At 57.4% G+C, this 15,591-nt stretch carries 14 protein-coding genes, 1 tRNA gene and 1 pseudogene; 4 read left to right on the forward strand and 12 right to left on the reverse strand.

Features of this window, described 5'->3' with window-relative positions; all coding sequences use genetic code 11:
• Positions 1-67: 67 nt before the first annotated feature.
• The gene (locus tag HPY58_06495; GenBank protein NPV29303.1) at positions 68-2,716 is read right to left on the reverse strand and encodes a valine--tRNA ligase; all 2,649 of its coding nucleotides are present in this window, start codon (positions 2,714-2,716) and stop codon (positions 68-70) included.
• A 374-nt stretch (positions 2,717-3,090) separates the two neighbouring features.
• Entirely contained in the window at positions 3,091-3,990 is a 900-nt protein-coding gene (locus HPY58_06500) for a LysR family transcriptional regulator (protein NPV29304.1), read from the reverse strand.
• 232 nt (positions 3,991-4,222) lie between these two features.
• Between HPY58_06500 and HPY58_06505 the strand changes: the two genes are divergently transcribed.
• Entirely contained in the window at positions 4,223-4,663 is a 441-nt protein-coding gene (locus HPY58_06505) for a thioesterase family protein (GenBank protein NPV29305.1), read from the forward strand.
• 147 nt (positions 4,664-4,810) lie between these two features.
• Positions 4,811-4,984: pseudogene (locus tag HPY58_06510) on the forward strand (CopG family transcriptional regulator).
• On the opposite strand, the gene HPY58_06515 reads toward HPY58_06510, so the two are convergent.
• The 9 genes from HPY58_06515 to HPY58_06555 all read right to left on the reverse strand — a co-directional run bounded on the left by HPY58_06515 (position 4,964) and on the right by HPY58_06555 (position 14,377).
• Positions 4,964-5,446 carry a hypothetical protein gene (locus tag HPY58_06515; GenBank protein ID NPV29306.1) on the reverse strand — a complete coding sequence of 161 codons (483 nt, stop codon included), beginning with the start codon at positions 5,444-5,446 and terminating at the stop codon, positions 4,964-4,966. The pseudogene HPY58_06510 and the gene HPY58_06515 sit on opposite strands and share 21 nt — an antisense overlap.
• A 91-nt stretch (positions 5,447-5,537) precedes the next feature.
• The gene (gene lon / locus HPY58_06520) at positions 5,538-7,934 is read right to left on the reverse strand and encodes an endopeptidase La (protein ID NPV29307.1); all 2,397 of its coding nucleotides are present in this window, start codon (positions 7,932-7,934) and stop codon (positions 5,538-5,540) included.
• Positions 7,935-8,108: 174 nt separating this feature from the next.
• The gene (gene lonB / locus HPY58_06525; GenBank protein ID NPV29308.1) at positions 8,109-9,749 is read right to left on the reverse strand and encodes an ATP-dependent protease LonB; all 1,641 of its coding nucleotides are present in this window, start codon (positions 9,747-9,749) and stop codon (positions 8,109-8,111) included.
• Positions 9,750-9,935: 186 nt separating this feature from the next.
• Positions 9,936-11,195 (reverse strand): ATP-dependent Clp protease ATP-binding subunit ClpX, encoded by a 1,260-nt coding sequence (gene clpX, locus HPY58_06530; protein NPV29309.1) that lies wholly within the window; start codon positions 11,193-11,195, stop codon positions 9,936-9,938.
• Positions 11,196-11,216: 21 nt separating this feature from the next.
• A complete protein-coding gene (clpP, locus tag HPY58_06535; GenBank protein ID NPV29310.1) occupies positions 11,217-11,828 on the reverse strand; it encodes an ATP-dependent Clp endopeptidase proteolytic subunit ClpP in 612 nt (203 codons plus the stop codon).
• A 161-nt stretch (positions 11,829-11,989) separates the two neighbouring features.
• Positions 11,990-13,438, reverse strand: coding sequence for a trigger factor (locus tag HPY58_06540; protein ID NPV29311.1), 1,449 nt, complete (start codon positions 13,436-13,438; stop codon positions 11,990-11,992).
• A gap of 110 nt (positions 13,439-13,548) precedes the next feature.
• Positions 13,549-13,631 (reverse strand) — tRNA-Leu (locus HPY58_06545).
• A 308-nt stretch (positions 13,632-13,939) separates the two neighbouring features.
• Positions 13,940-14,104: a hypothetical protein gene (locus tag HPY58_06550; protein NPV29312.1), complete on the reverse strand. Its 165-nt coding sequence runs from the start codon at positions 14,102-14,104 to the stop codon at positions 13,940-13,942.
• Between the two features lie 102 nt (positions 14,105-14,206).
• Positions 14,207-14,377: a hypothetical protein gene (locus HPY58_06555; GenBank protein ID NPV29313.1), complete on the reverse strand. Its 171-nt coding sequence runs from the start codon at positions 14,375-14,377 to the stop codon at positions 14,207-14,209.
• 135 nt (positions 14,378-14,512) lie between these two features.
• Between HPY58_06555 and HPY58_06560 the strand changes: the two genes are divergently transcribed.
• Together HPY58_06560 and HPY58_06565 are read left to right on the forward strand one after the other, a co-directional pair.
• On the forward strand, positions 14,513-14,689 hold the full coding sequence (locus HPY58_06560; protein ID NPV29314.1) for a hypothetical protein: 177 nt from the start codon (positions 14,513-14,515) through the stop codon (positions 14,687-14,689).
• Between the two features lie 33 nt (positions 14,690-14,722).
• On the forward strand, positions 14,723-15,115 hold the full coding sequence (locus HPY58_06565) for a DUF1284 domain-containing protein (protein NPV29315.1): 393 nt from the start codon (positions 14,723-14,725) through the stop codon (positions 15,113-15,115).
• Positions 15,116-15,265: 150 nt separating this feature from the next.
• Here HPY58_06565 and HPY58_06570 read toward each other — a convergent pair.
• Positions 15,266-15,591, reverse strand: a 326-nt coding sequence (locus HPY58_06570; GenBank protein NPV29316.1) for a hypothetical protein, incomplete at its 5' end; no start/stop codon positions are given.

Here is a 15,591-nt window from a genome sequence, read left to right on the forward strand (position 1 = left end):
AAGAAGGATATTCGACAAAAAACGCCCTGCTTCCTTTTTGCCGCAAATAAAAAAACCGCCCTGTCTGCTAACCTCGCAGGACGGCAAGGCGGTGGGAAATCTTCAGCTGCTTCTGTTCCAGTTCTTCTTCCTTTGCCCGTTCCTTTTCGATTACTTCCGGGGGTGCCTTGGCAAGGAAGTCCCGGTTGGCAAGCTTTGCCCGCACCCGCTTCAGATCCCGGGCGACGGCGCCTGCTTCTTTTTCCAGCCTTTCAATCTCTTTCTCCAAATCAATGACCCCCACCAGAGGAAGGTATATTTCCGTACCCCGGACGACAGCGCTCAAAGCGCGGGTTGGCTTTTCATCCCCAGGGCTTCTGATTTCCAGGGGATCAACCCCTGCCAGCTGCCGGACATACCCACCGTATTTCCGGAGCAGGAGGGCTTCCGCCCCGGTGCCGGTGACCAGGATGCACCTGATGGTGCGCCCCGGATGGATGTTCAGCTCTCCCCTGAGGTTCCGGACCGCCCGGATCACTTCCATCAGGAACTCCATTTCCGCCTCCTCGTCCGGGGCGTCCAGCTCCTCCCTGAAACGCGGCCAGGGCGCAACCGCAATGCTCCTCCCCTCGTGAGGGAGGTGCTGCCAGATCTCCTCGGTCAGGAAGGGCATAAAGGGATGGAGCAGCTCGAGGGTGTGCAGGAGAACGTACCAGAGAACGTACTGGGCGGCGTACCTGCTTTCCGGCGTCTCCCTGCCATAGAGGCGGGGCTTCACCAGCTCAATGTACCAGTCGCAGAACTCGTTCCAGATGAACTCGTACAGGGTGCGCGCAGCTTCCCCCAGTTCGTAAGCCTCCAGGTACCGGGTCACGTCCCGGACGGCCTTGTTGTGCCTGCTCAGAATCCACCGGTCGGCCAGCGTCAGCTCCTCCGGCCAGGAGCCGGGCTGAAAGTCTTTTAAATTGAGCAGGGCGAAACGGGAGGCGTTCCAGACCTTATTCGCAAAGTTCCGGGTTCCCTCCACACGCTCCCAGTGGAAGCGGAGATCGTTTCCCGGTGTGTTCCCCGTAACCAGCATGAAGCGCAGGGTATCGGCGCCATAGCGCTCGATCACCTCAAGGGGATCCACGCCGTTCCCCAGGGACTTGCTCATTTTCCGGCCCTGCGCGTCCAGCACGAGGCCATGGATGAGGACCTCCCGGAAGGGCACCTCCTGCATAAACTCCAGAGCCATGAAGATCATCCGGGCCACCCAGAAAAAGATGATGTCCCGCCCTGTTACCAGCACCGAAGTCGGGTAAAAGCAGGCAAGCTCCGGGGTCTGCTCCGGCCAGCCCAGGGTGGAGAAGGGCCAGAGCGCCGAGCTGAACCAGGTATCGAGGACATCGGGGTCCTGTTCCAGGTCGGTTCCCGCGCACTTCGGGCAGCGCTCAGGATCCTCTTCGGGGCAGATCACTTCCCCGCAGTTCCGGCAGTACCAGACGGGAATCCGGTGCCCCCACCAGAGCTGGCGGGAGATGCACCAGTCCCGAATGTTTTCCAGCCAGTTCAGGTAGATCTTCGTGAAACGCTCGGGCACAAACCGGATCCGCCCCTCTTTCACCGCCGCCAGGGCCGGCCCGGCCAGGGGCTTCATCCGGACAAACCACTGCTCGGAAACGAGGGGCTCGATTACGGTATCGCAGCGGTAGCACTGACCGACGGCATGGGCATGATCCTCGACCTTAACCAGCAGCCCGGCTTCGGCCAGGTCCCGGACGACTTTTTCCCGCGCCTCTTCCCGCGTCAGGCCGGCATATCTTCCGGCCGCCTCCGTCATCCTCCCGTCCTTCCCGATCACCACCACCTCGGGAAGCCGGTGGCGCCGCCCGATCTCAAAATCGACCGGGTCGTGGGCCGGCGTCACCTTCACCGCCCCGGTTCCGAACTCCGGGTCCACCGCCTCATCGGCAACAACAGGGATCTCCCTGTTCAGCAGGGGCAGGATCACCCTTTTCCCGACGAGACCCCTGTACCGGTCGTCTTCGGGGTGGACGGCAACCCCCGTATCGCCGAGCATCGTCTCCGGCCTTGTGGTCGCCACAACAACCCCGGGGCCGCCGTCTGAAGCGGGGTAGCGGAGGTAGTAGAGCTTTCCTTCCCGCTCGACGTGGTCAACCTCGATATCGGAAATGGTCGTCTGGCAGCGGGGGCACCAGTTGATGATGTAATGATCCCGGTAGATCAACCCCTTTGCAAAAAGGCGCCGGAAGACTTCTCTGACGGCGCGGGAGCAGCCTTCATCCATTGTAAAGCGCTCCCGCTCCCAGTCGCAGGAGGCGCCCAGGCGCTTGAGCTGCCTGATGATTTCCCCTCCGTAGGTTTCCTTCCAGGCCCAGACGCGCTCCAGAAACTTTTCGCGCCCCAGATCGTACTTGCTGATGCCTTCACCGGCCAGCTGCTCTTCCACCCGGGCCTGGGTCGCGATCCCGGCATGGTCGGTGCCGGGAAGCCACAGGGTGTTGTATCCCTGCATCCTGCGCCAGCGCACGAGAATATCCTGGATGATGTTGTTCAGGGCGTGGCCCAGGTGAAGGCTTCCCGTGACATTGGGAGGAGGGATCACAATGCAGAAGGGGGTGCGGGACCAGTCCACCCCGGCGTGAAAGAAGCGCCCCTCCAGCCAGAACCGGTACCACTTTTCTTCCACCTGATGGGGATCGTAAACTGTGGGGATCACCTGTCCGTCTCTCATTTCCGCCTCCTGATACCCAGCAGTTATGGGTTCTCTCCCGGTTTTTTACAAAAGTTTCCCTGCTTTATCCTGAGAGACGAAAAAAAGCCGCAAATCCTTGTTTCCCTAACATTTTACGGTTTTTCGACAACCTTTGTCAACCAAAACGCAACTGCCCGACACCCCGCCTGATCAGGCATTCCCAGGCCGTTTTTCCGGGCACCCGAGAGATGTCATCAGGATGTAATTAGGAAAATGGCTAAATATCCAATTGAATTTCACACTTGCTTAACAAGAATGCAACCAATCCTTCCTGGACGTGAACGCCAGGAAGATTTCCCGGATATTGGCGGCTGGATTCTTAACTGATCGAGAACACGGGGTTCGATGGAAGATCACAATCCTGCGGAACCATCCAGCAAAATGTTGATGAAGGCTTTTTTAAACGAGTCAAGAACCTTGTCCTTTCTCATTACCACCGCTATGTAGCCGGGCTTAAAGATATGACTTAAAGAAATAAACTCCAGCTTTCTTTGCTTAAGTCCCGGCAGGTCTTTTACGATAGTAGCGAAGGAGATGCCCAGGCCTGCTTCCACATAAAGGGAGCTTAATTCAACGTTCGAAGACTCCATGATGATGTGATAATTAACCCCCAACTCCTGGAAAAGCTTCTCCAGACTCATACGACTGGTGTATTCACTGGTTTTAGGAGGCAAAATGAGGGGGTACTGCGCGATCTGCCTGACCGTAACCCGTTTTGCCCCGGCCAAAGGGTGTCCTGGAGGTGTTAGCAAAACAGGCTCCACCTTTTTCCAGCGGATTTTCGCGAGGTCTTTCGGAACAAAGGACTCAAGCGCTATGCCGAAATCAACCTCGCCATTTTTTACCAGCTCAATCACGCTTTGCTGCGAGCGGTCAAGTATGGTCAACTCGACCAAGGGAAATTGTTTAACATATTCCTTCAACACCTCCGGGAGAAGATGAAAAAGCGTCGTAAAAGGCGCGGCTATGCTCAGCCTCCCTTTTTGGAGGCCTTTAAGTTCAGTCAGTTCTTCCATAAGAGAGTCGTATTTATCTATGATCTGCTCCGCAAAGGCAAGGAACTTTTCGCCCGCCGCAGTAAGCTTCAATTTTCTTTTCCCTATCCTCTCAAACAGCAGGCAGTCTAGCTCCTCTTCCAGGGCCTTGATCTGTTGAGTCAGAGCGGACTGGGTTCTAAAAGTAACGCTGGCGGCTCTGGTAAAACTCCCCAGCCTGGCCACATGATAAAAACTTATAATCTGCCTCCACTCCATTTTAGTTCAGCCCTTTAATTAATAAATGTACCGGTCAAAAGTTTTGTTCAAAGCAATCAGACCCAACAGGGATTTTAAAAGAGCAAGGCTTGTACTGCTTTTTTTTGCAAGTGGACTCAATCAATATATCAGAATTACTAATCAATTATATCATAATAATTAATTTGTCTTATAATAAAAACCTATGTTAAATTCGTCCTAACAAGATGCTGCTGAAGGGAGGTGAATCTGTATGAAAGATGCTTTGCGGCCTGGCCTCACTTACGAATTCAAATTTAAGGTCCCGGAAAATAAAACCGTACCCTACCTTTATCCTGAATCGCCAGAATTCCAGGCCATGCCTAAAGTTCTGGCTACAGGGTTTATGGTTGGCCTGTTCGAATGGGCCTGTATCCAGGCCATCAACCCCCACATCGACTGGCCTGTTGAGCAAACAGTGGGTACTCATGTCAACTTAAGCCACGTGGCTGCCACTCCGCCAGGCCTGACCGTTACTGTAAAAGTTAAGCTCGAGAAAGTAGAAGGGAGAAGGCTCACTTTTTCCATCGTCGCCGAGGATGATGTTGACAGGATTTCCGAGGGCACCCACGAAAGATTTATCATTAACGCGGCCAAATTTAACGCCAAGGCAGAGGCCAAAGCTGCCCGCATACTTCAAGGCCAGGTGTTTTAGTGCCTCAGATATCCCTGTTTCTGGATCTAGTTCCCTGTATCTATATATCAGGTATATATCAGGCGGGCCAGCAGGAAGTACCCGCCTCACTATAAGCGCCCGGGCGTTTCTGAAGACCCGGGCTTTCCCTTGGTTCCAGTATATCTCCGTCTGGAAATGGTACTGCACGGAAAGACAACCCGCGCCCTACCCGACCAGATACGTGCCATTGATAAGCGCCGCTTGAAGGAGTTTCAGGGAAATGTAGCCGACACCTCATTTTTTCTCGCACTCAAGATCGCCCTGGGCGAGCTGCTGGCGTTAACCGGGCCCTTTTCCTGATCTTTTTAGCAAGCGGCTGCCGGGGCTGCCCGGCAGATCCCGGGTGCCGCGCTTTTTGTTCCGGGCCGGCTTCAGGTTGGCGCCTCCCAGGGCGCCGGCGCTGCTCAGGAGGGCGGCCCCTCCAGGATAGACCACCCAGTCCCGGAGGTCCAGGCTCCCAGGGGCGAAGGCATAAAGAGGCAAGAGGAAAAAACAGGCGAAGGCCACACCAATAGATGCGGAGCGCAGCCAGAAACCGGGTCCCCCGCGAAGCCCGGCAACAATGCCTCCGCCGAGGCAGCTCAACGCCAGCCACCAGACCAAAAAGGAGCTGAGGTAGACGGCCCCGCCGGTTCCCCACGCCGCATAGAGCAGGGCCGCAAAACAGCCCGTCCCGCCGAGCAAAAAAGAGGCCGCCAGCCCGCTTTTCAGGGGGCCGGAGCCTCCTCCGAAACCGCTCACCAAAAAGCCTTTTCCGCGCAAGGTAATTCCCCCCTCCTTCCTGAATCTTACGCGCACGAGCCCGCCGTTAGCACCTCTTTTCCGGCATGCAAAGAGAGGGGCCGCCTTTGCGTCAGGCAGTGTTCTTGCATTCTTCATCTTCCCGCGCGAGAGGAAGGAGGGCCTCCTGCAGCACTTCGTCCATGTTCCGGACCAGGACGAAATTGAGGCGCCGCTTGATGTTGGGGGGAATCTCCTCCAAATCCTTTTTATTCTCCGCCGGAAGGATGATCTTTTTGATCCCCGCCCGGTGCGCCGCAAGCACCTTGTCTTTGATCCCCCCCACCGGCAGGACGCGGCCGCGCAGGGTAATCTCTCCCGTCATGGCCACCTCCCCGCTTGTGCGGCGCCCGCTCAAAGCGGAAGCCAGCGCGGTGGCCATCGTAATCCCCGCCGAGGGGCCGTCTTTCGGGATCGCCCCCTCCGGAATGTGGACGTGGATATCGAACTTTTCGTGAAAGTCTTCCGGGATGCCCAGTTCCTGCGCCCGCGACCGGACATAGCTCAGGGCGGCCTGCGCCGACTCTTTCATCACATCTCCCATCTTCCCGGTGAGCGTAATGTTGCCCTTGCCCTTAAGAATGCTTACCTCCACGCTGAGCACTTCGCCGCCCACCTCGGTCCAGGCCAGACCGGTTGCCACACCCACTTCGTTCTCTTTCTCGATCGTACCGTAGTGGTAGCGGGGAATTCCCAAAAACGATGCCAGATTGGAAGCAGAAACTTTGACCCGGTAATTCTTGTTTTTGACAACTTCGCGCGCAGTCTTGCGGCAGATTGCGGCGATCTCCCTTTCCAGGTTGCGGACCCCCGCCTCCCGCGTGTACTCCCTGATGATCCCCCGCAAGGCGTTCTCCGAAATCTGGAGGTGGTGGGGCTTCAGCCCGTGCTCCTTCAACTGCTTGGGGATCAGGTGGCGCTCGGCTATTTTCACCTTCTCTTCTTCGGTGTAGCCGGAAATCCGAATAACCTCCATCCGGTCGAGCAGCGGCCGGGGGATGTTGTATTCCACGTTGGCCGTTGTGATGAACATGACCTTCGAGAGATCAAAGGGAACCTCGATGTAGTGGTCGCTGAAGCTGTGATTCTGCTCCGCATCAAGCACCTCCAGCAGGGCCGCGCTCGGGTCCCCCCGGAAGTCGGCGCTCATTTTATCCACTTCGTCCAGGAGAAAAACAGGGTTTTTCGTGCCCGCCTGCTTCATTCCCTGGATGATCCGGCCCGGCAGGGCGCCCACATAGGTGCGCCTGTGGCCCCGGATTTCCGCTTCATCCCGGACCCCACCCAGGGAAATCCGGACGAACTTCCGGCCGAGAGCCCGCGCGATCGACTTCGCGAGGGAGGTTTTTCCCACTCCGGGAGGCCCCACAAAACAGAGGATGGGGCCCCGCATTTTTGTAGCAAGCTTCCGGATCGCCAGGTACTCCAGGATGCGCTCCTTGGGCTTTTCAAGGCCGTAATGATCCTCTTCCAGAATGCGCTCTGCTCCGTCAAGGTCGAGCCGGTCCCGCGTCTCCTTGTACCAGGGGAGGGCAAGGAGCCAGTCCAGGTAATTTCGCACCACAACTGCCTCGGCCACCATCGGGGGCATCTTCTCCAGGCGCTCCACTTCTTTTAAGGCCTTTTCCTCCACTTCTTTGGGAAAACGGGCCTGGGCAATGCGTTCCCGCAATTCCTCCACTTCTGCGGTTCGTTCGTCTTTCTCGCCCAGCTCTTTCTGAATCGCCCTCATCTGCTCCCGCAGATAGTACTCTTTCTGGGTTTTTTCCATCTGCTTCTTCACGCGCAGGTTGATCCTCCGCTCCAGATCGAGGATCTCCATCTCGCGGGAAAGGATCTCGCTAAGCTTTTCGAGCCTTTCCTTTACGTCGATCGCTTCCAGAATCGCCTGTTTATCCCCCACCTTCAAACTCACATGAGAGGCAATGATGTCGGCGAGCCGGCCCGGGTCGTCAACGGAAACAATAGAAATTGCCGTTTCGGGGGGAATCTTTTTCCCCATTTTCACGTACTGCTCGAACTGACCGACGACGGTCCGCATCAAGGCTTCGATTTCCGGTGTTTTTTCGGAGCTTTCATGGTACTCCTCAACAAGCACCTTGATAAAAGGCTCCATTGAAAAGTACTTTTTAATTCTTCCCCGCGTCAACCCTTCGACAAGGACGCGGAAGGTCCCCCCCGGCAGCTTCAGCAGCTGCTTGATTTCCGCGATGGTTCCCACCTGGTAGATATCGGATTCCCGGGGTTCATCAGTTTGGGCTTCCTTCTGCGTTACGAGAAAGATTTCCCTGTCGTGCAGCATTGCTTCGTCTATTGCATTTACCGATCTCTCGCGGCCCACATCAAGGTGAACGACCATATATGGAAACACCAAAATACCCCGCAAGGGGAGCAAAGGCAAGACGCGTTCCGTCTCTTCGTGTCCAACCTGCTTCTGGTCTTCAAAATGCTGATAGTTTTCTTGGGACATCCAGGCCACCCCCTTTATTGCCGGGAAAACTCCTGTTGAGAACTTCCTTTATAATTCTACTCTAATTTCGCCGATCCCTGCAACAGGTTTCCTCCCGGGCGGCTACATCCCTCCCCTGCTCCTCCGGCCACAATAAAAAACCCCCCTGAAGGGGGTTCGGGACAGAAGCTCCGGCTATGCCGGAACCTCCTTCAAGCGGGAATCCGGCAGGAGGGCAAGCTTCAGCACCTCCTGAATCTGCCGCACGGGGATGACCTCAAGGGGGAACTCCCGAAAAATTTCCTGCCAGTTTTCCTGGGGGATGAGGACGCGCTTTGCCCCGGCGCGCCAGGCCGCCTCCACCTTGGCAACAATCCCCCCTACCGGCTTCACCTCTCCCCGCAGGGAAAGCTCCCCTGTGAGCGCCACAAGGTTGTCAACCGGCTTTTCGGTCAGGGCGGAATAAACTGCCACAGCAACGGCCACTCCCGCCGAGGGGCCCTCGGCGGGAACGGCTCCCGGGAAGTTGATGTGAATGTCGTACTTCCTGGGATCGATGCCGAAGTAGCGCCGGATCACGGTGAGGACATTCTCCACCGACCCTTTGATCATGCTCTTCCGCCTCACCCGCCTCCCGGCGAGCCCCCCCAGCTCTTCTTCCTCCACTACCCCTGTGACGACCAGCTGCCCCCGCTCATTCCCGGCAGGAATCACGCAGGCCTCGATTTCCAAAAGCGTTCCGAGATTTGGGCCGCTCACGGCCAGGCCGTTCACCAGGCCGACTGCCGGCTCGGGGGGCACTTTCCTTTCCGGGCGGGGGGAATACTGGCCGCTGCTGACGACCCACTCCACGTCTGCAGCCTGGACTTCCCGGATGCCCCTGGCCTGGGCGAGGCCTGCGGCGATCTGGACGATGTTGACGGCTTCCCTCCCGTTGGTGGCGTACTTTTCGACGACATCCAGCGCCCCGGGGCCAAAGGCAAAGCCGATCTTCGCAGCCGCGTTCTCCGCGATCACCCTGATTTCGGCCGGCAGGAGCATCCGGAAAAAGATCTCGACGCAGCGGGAGCGGATGGCCGGCGAGATCTCTTCGGGGAGCCGGGTCGTTGCTCCGATCAGGCGGAAGTCCGCAGGCAGTCCGTTCTGGAAAACGTCGTGGATGTGCGCCGGAATATTCGGGTCCTCGGAATTGTAATAAGCGCTTTCAAAGAAAACCTTCCGGTCCTCAAGCACTTTCAAGAGCTTGTTCAACTGGGTGGGGTGAAGCTCCCCGATCTCATCAAGAAAGAGGACCCCGCCGTGCGCCCTCGTGACGGCGCCGGGCTTGGGCTGAGGAATCCCCGCCATTCCCAGGGGGCCGGCGCCCTGGTAAATCGGATCGTGAACAGATCCGATCAGGGGATCGGCAATTCCCCGCTCATCAAAGCGCGCCGTCGTGGCGTCGATCTCGACAAACTTTGCGTGCGCCCCGAAAGGGGAAAGGGGGTTCTTCTTGGCCTCTTCGAGCACAAGCCGGGCGGCAGCCGTCTTTCCCACCCCCGGCGGCCCGTAAATCAGCACGTGCTGGGGGTTCGGGCCGCACAGGGCCGCCCTCAGCGCCTTGAGCCCGTCCTCCTGGCCGATGATTTCCTCAAAAGACTGCGGCCGGGTGCGCTCGGAAAGGGGCTCGGCAAGGGAAATCCCCCGCAGGCGCTGGATTTTCTCCAGCTCCTTCTTCGCCTCACGGTCCACCGCAAGGCGCGTTCCGTGCTGGTTCCGGAGCAGGTTCCAGAAATAGAGCCCGATCACGATGACAAAAAATATTTGAACCAAACCCAAGAGGCTGTTCCAGCCCAAGTGACCCTCCAAAGCAACCACGGCTCCTTGCTGCTAAATTTTTCTCTCCGTCTTTAAATTATTACCAGGAACCGCAGTTTTAAACCCCTTCTTCCCGGCGCCGGCAGCCCCGCGCCGGGCGGAGCAAAGGCGGAGCAAAATTTAAGGGCGCCCTTGAAGAGCGCCCTTCCGTTCGGCAGTCGGTTTTCAGGCAGTTTCCTCCTTCTTTTTCTTCCTGTCTACAGTGACCAGGATCGGTTCTTCCTTTTTTGTCACGACCTCCCTGGTGATCACGCACTTCGCAACATCCCCCCGCGAGGGAATTTCGTACATGACATCGAGCATTAAATCTTCCAGAATTGCCCGCAGCCCCCGCGCCCCGGTGTTCCGCTTGATCGCCTCCCTGGCGATCGCCCGCAGCGAATCCTCTTTAAATTCCAGCGTCACGCCGTCCAGCTCAAAAAGCTTCTGGTACTGGCGGACGAGCGCATTCCTGGGCTCGGTCAGGATTCTCACAAGGGCGTCCTCGTCCAGGGCATCGAGGGTCACAATGATCGGCACCCGTCCTACAAACTCGGGGATCAAGCCGTACTTTAAAAGGTCTACCGGCAAAATCTGACTTAAAATCTCTCCAATTTTGAGGTTTCTCCGGCTGCCCAGTTCCGCACCAAAACCGATGGTCTTTTTCCCGATGCGGTTCTGGATGATCTTGTCAATCCCCTCAAAAGCGCCACCGCAGATGAACAAAATGTTCGTGGTATCAATCTGGATGAACTCCTGGTGGGGGTGCTTTCTTCCACCCTGGGGTGGGACGCTGGCAACCGTACCCTCCAGGATTTTTAAGAGAGCCTGCTGGACTCCCTCGCCGGAAACGTCCCTGGTAATGGAGGGGTTCTCCGACTTTCGGGCAATCTTATCGATTTCATCGATGTAGACAATCCCCTTCTCTGCCTTCTCTACATCATAGTCTGCAGCCTGGATCAGCTTCAGGAGAATGTTTTCCACATCTTCACCGACATATCCGGCCTCGGTCAGAGATGTGGCATCGGCAATTGCGAAGGGCACGTTTAAAATCCGGGCCAGTGTTTGGGCAAGGAGCGTTTTCCCGGAGCCGGTCGGGCCCAGCATAATAATGTTGCTCTTCTGGAGCTCGACATCATCAACCTTCAGGCCCAGATTAATGCGCTTGTAGTGGTTGTAAACGGCGACGGAAAGGATCTTTTTGGCGCGCTCCTGCCCTATCACGTACTGATCCAGGATTTCCTTAATCTCCCTGGGCTTGGGGATATCGCTCAGCTCAAATCCTGCCTCATCGTTGAGCTCTTCTTCAATGATTTCGTTGCACAACTCGATGCACTCATCGCAGATGTAAACACCGGGGCCCGCCACCAGCTTCTTCACCTGGTCCTGCAACTTGCCGCAAAAAGAACACTTTAACTGCCCTTTGTCGTCACCGAACTTGTACAAAAAATTACACCCCCTATCGGATTACCCCACCTTTTCCCCTACCCGTGAAGTAATCACATCATCAATGATTCCGTATTCCCTGGCTTCCTGGGCACTCATGAAGAAATCCCGGTCCGTGTCTTTCTGGATCCGCTCGAGAGGCTGCCCCGTCAACTGGGAGAGAATCTGGTTGAGCCTTTCCCTCACCCTTAAAATCCGCTTGGCATGGATTTCGATGTCCGTTGCCTGGCCCTGGGCTCCCCCAAGAGGCTGATGAATCATGATCTCGCTGTTCGGAGTTGCAAAGCGCTTCCCCCTGGCGCCGGCGGCAAGGAGAAAGGCGGCCATGCTTGCAGCAAGCCCCACACAGATCGTGGAAACATCAGGCTTTACGTACTGCATTGTATCGTAGATGGCCATCCCTGCAGTAATCGAACCACCGGGGGAGTTTATGTACAGGTAGATGTCTTTCTCAGGGTCTTCTGCTTCAAGAAAAAGCATCTGGGCGATGACCAGGTTTGAGACGTGATCATCAATAGGTGTTCCCAGAAAAACAATCCTGTCTTTCAGCAGCCGGGAATAAATATCGTACGCCCTTTCTCCCCGGCTTGTTTGCTCAACAACCATAGGCACCAGATACTGGTTTCTCAACAACCGGTCCACCTGCTTTCTAACAGTTAAACATAGCTTTTTTATTTTGATTAAGAAGCCTCTTTATACCTAAACTATACCAGATTTTTGCCTGCGGCAAAAGGGGGCCGCTCCGCTCTTTCTCTTGCCCGCGGCTCTTTCCTTCAAGGCCGAAAACTCCTTCCTCAGTCCCCCGGAAGCGCCTGCTCTTCCTGCACTTTGCCCTCTTCGCTCCCGGATTCCGCCCGGCCTGCTCCGGAGTCCAGAGGAGGCGCTGCGGCGTCTTCCGCCCGGGGCTGCCCGCCTTCCTTTTCGGCTTCGGGAGAGGCAGCCTCAGACCGATCGGGAAGCACCAGCGCGTGGTCGGCCAGAAACCTCTGAACCTTTTCGAGCAGAACGCCCTCTTCAACCGATCCAAGCTGATCCTTTTCCTCCAGGTTCTTTCGCAGCTCTTCGTGATCCAGGCCGTATTGGGCGGCGAGGGTTTTGATCTCCTCTTCCAGCTCTTCAGGCGTCACCTTGAGGCCCTCGGCCTTCGCGATTGCCCCCAGCACAAGCCTCTCCTTCACGGCTTCCCTCGCCCTCTTTTCAAAATCGGCCTGCCAGGCAGCAAAGTCTTTATTGGTAAGCCGGAGGTACTGGTCGAGGTCCATCCGCTGCAGGGCAAGCCGCTGCAAAAACCGCGCCTGCTCCCTTTCTGCCTCCCGCTTCACCAGAACCTCGGGAACATCCACTTCCGCCTGGGCAACCACCTTCTCAACGACGCGCTGGGTAAAAATGCGTCTGGCATTAAGGCGCCCCACCTCTTCCAGTTTATTCCGAATCTGCGCTTTTAATTCCGCCAGGGTAGAACATTCGCTGACATCCCGCGCGAACTCGTCATCGAGCGGGCTCAGCTCTTTGCGCTTGACGGCTGCGATTTTCACCTTAAAACGGGCATCTTTTCCGGCGAGGTCGGAAATGTTAAAGAGGGAGGGTAGACTTAAAGTGAATTCCTTTTCCTCCCCCGCTTTCGCACCCAGCAGGTGGGCTTCAAAGCCGGGAATAAATTTTCCGGAGCCAACCTCAACCGCCTGTTCCCGCCCGCTCAGGCGGGGTTCCGGCCTCCCGCTCACGGTTGCGTCGTAGTCGATGACCGCAATGTCCCCATCGTCAACGGGGCCTTCTCCGGCGTCAACCAGCCGGGCGTGCCGCTGCTGGAGCATCTTCAAATGAAGCTCAACCTCTTCGTCCCCTACCTTAACTTCAGGCATGACGGCAGCCACGCCCTTATACGGGCCCAGCTTGACCTCAGGCATCACTTCGACAGTTGCCTTAAAGATCAGGGGCTGGCCGGCCTCCAGCTGGACGACGTCGATTTTGGGCTGGTCGATGGGATCGATTGCGGTTTCCCGGACTGCTTCCTGGTACGCCTGGGGAAGAAGCATCTCCAGGGCCTCTTCGTAGAGCACCTGCTTTCCGAGGCGAGCTTCCAGAATCGGGCGCGGCACCCGCCCTTTTCGGAAGCCGGGAATGCTCACCTTCCTTACCACCTTCCGGTAAGCCTTCTCCAGGGCTTCCTCAACCTGGTCTGCTTCCACTTCCACGTGGAGGGACACCTGGTTCTTCTCTATCCTTTCCAGAGTCGCGCGCATTTATGCTCCTCCTATACCGAAGGGGATACTGGCCGTCAAATGTCCTCTGCCGCACTTTTATCCTGCCGGCAGCAGCCGCCAGCGGCGCGCTGCTGCCGGAGATTTCCGCCTGGTGCGGGAGAAGGGACTCGAACCCTTACGGTTGCCCACCGGATCCTAAGTCCGGCGCGTCTGCCAGTTCCGCCACTCCCGCAGTTCACGATGCAATAATAGCATCACCACCTGGTTTCGTCAAGGGATCAAAAAGATGTTTATATTCATGCATGGAAAAACTCAATCAGGCCAAATTAAGAAAAAAGATGGCGTCGCCCCAGCCGGGCTTCCAGACCAGAGGACAGTTCTTGGAGGGATGGACATTGGTCGAAAAGGTGCTTGCGCTGCTCCTTCTTCTCTTCCTGGGGAGCACGGTTTTCTACATTTTCTATACTAACGTAATTGTGCCGCTCCGAAAGCCCCCTTCGTGAACGGGCAGTTCCTGCTCCTTAGATCCTGCTCCAGGTTTCAGGCCGGCCGCTCTCTTCCCCAGCGGAGCCAGGCGGGGCCTGGAGCGCCGTCAATCAGAATAATGCGCGCTTCACCGGGATCAGGGCAGAAAGCCTCTTCCACAATGTCGGCAAACTCTATCACCGCAATCTCCCCCAGCCGGAATGTATCGCAAGGCCTCACCGCAGCTCCGCCTGTAGAGGGTCTCCATCCCCTCAACTGAGGAAAACCCGTACTTCCCGGCAATCTGAAAGATCTCAGCCTTGATGCTCCGCAATTTCTTTTCTAATTCAACCCTTCCTCGAGAATAGCTTCACCGGGAAGGTTCAATTCCCTGGCCAAGGCGTCGAGCGCTCTCTTTGCCCTGAGAGCCATCTCCACCGCGCCCTTTCGAGCCTCATGCTCTTCGATGATAATAATCAGCGCGCCACCCGGGGGGACCTGAACCCCCTGCATAGACCAGGCTTAAGCAATAAACTTCTGCTACTATTATACCCTACATAATCCCCTTCCGGAGCTAGAAAATGAAAATCGAGGAAAAGTCTTTCGCATCTGCCGCGGTGCAGCTTGTAAGCATAAAAGCTCCATTGAGTGCTAGACGGCGCCTCTGGCGCCGCGCATTTGCGAGCGCCGGTGGCCGGAGCGGCGGCGGGGCGGCCGGGAGCAGAGGCCTCAAGGCGCGGCTCCGCCCCGGCGGAGGTGGGCGGCGTGGAGCCGGGGCGGGGCCTGGAGGAACCCGCAGGGAGGGTGGAGAAAAAGATCAGGTGAGCTTTTCATATTCAAAGAAAGGAGATGGTGGCTGTGGTCAGGCTCCGGGGGCACCACCTGGTCTGTCTGCACTTCTTCCAGGGGGAGGGCTACGGCCCCGAATTCGTAGAGAACCTCAAGGGAATCATGGACAGGTTGGAAAAGGGTGAAGAGGTGGAGGTGATCCCGGGGGCAGACGACGTCTGCGCCTGGTGCCCCACCCTGAAGAACGGGGTGTGCGCCAACGAGTCGGGAGGAGAGGCGGCGATCAGGGAGCTGGATCAGAAGGCCCTGGCACACCTCGGGCTGGCGGTAGGGTCAAGGGCGCGCTGGGGAGAGGTGAGGGAGAAGCTCCTGACAACGGCCCCGGAATGGCTCGGCGTCTTCTGCGCCGGCTGCGAGTGGGAGAGGGTGTGCGCCGGGAGGAAGAAGGCGCTTGGGCTCTAGGGGTACCGCGCCCGGCGGGAATCCCCCGGCCTGAACTGCCTCGGGGCCAGGGCGCGGGAGCCGCCGCCCGGCCGGCCAGAGCAAACTGGGGCAGAGCGCATCAATCACCCCAGTGCGGCGATCAGCGCTGCGGAGGCCCGCCGCTCAGGACTACGGCCTTCTCTCAAGGACATAGATGACGTAGCGCCTGGTGAACATGCGGGACCCAACCGGCAGAGTCCTCCCGCCCCTCTCGTAAAAAATTGCAGCTCCCAGCCGGTCCTTGAACCTCCAGCCCCGCCCGGCCAGAAACCTCGTAAGGGGCTCCTCGCTTCCGCTCTTTTGGATCAGCCTGGTTTCGTCTGGGGTTACGGGCACGATCTCGGCCCCCGTAAGCTCCAGTTTGGCCACCGCAAGCGCCACCGGCAGCGGGTTGCCCTCCTGGAAAATCGTCAAGAACTTAGGCCAGTACCAGTAGACGCCGAGACCCACTCCCA

It is taken from the genome of Bacillota bacterium, assembly GCA_013177945.1.
Taxonomy (GTDB): Bacteria; Bacillota; DSM-12270; order Thermacetogeniales; family Thermacetogeniaceae; genus Ch130.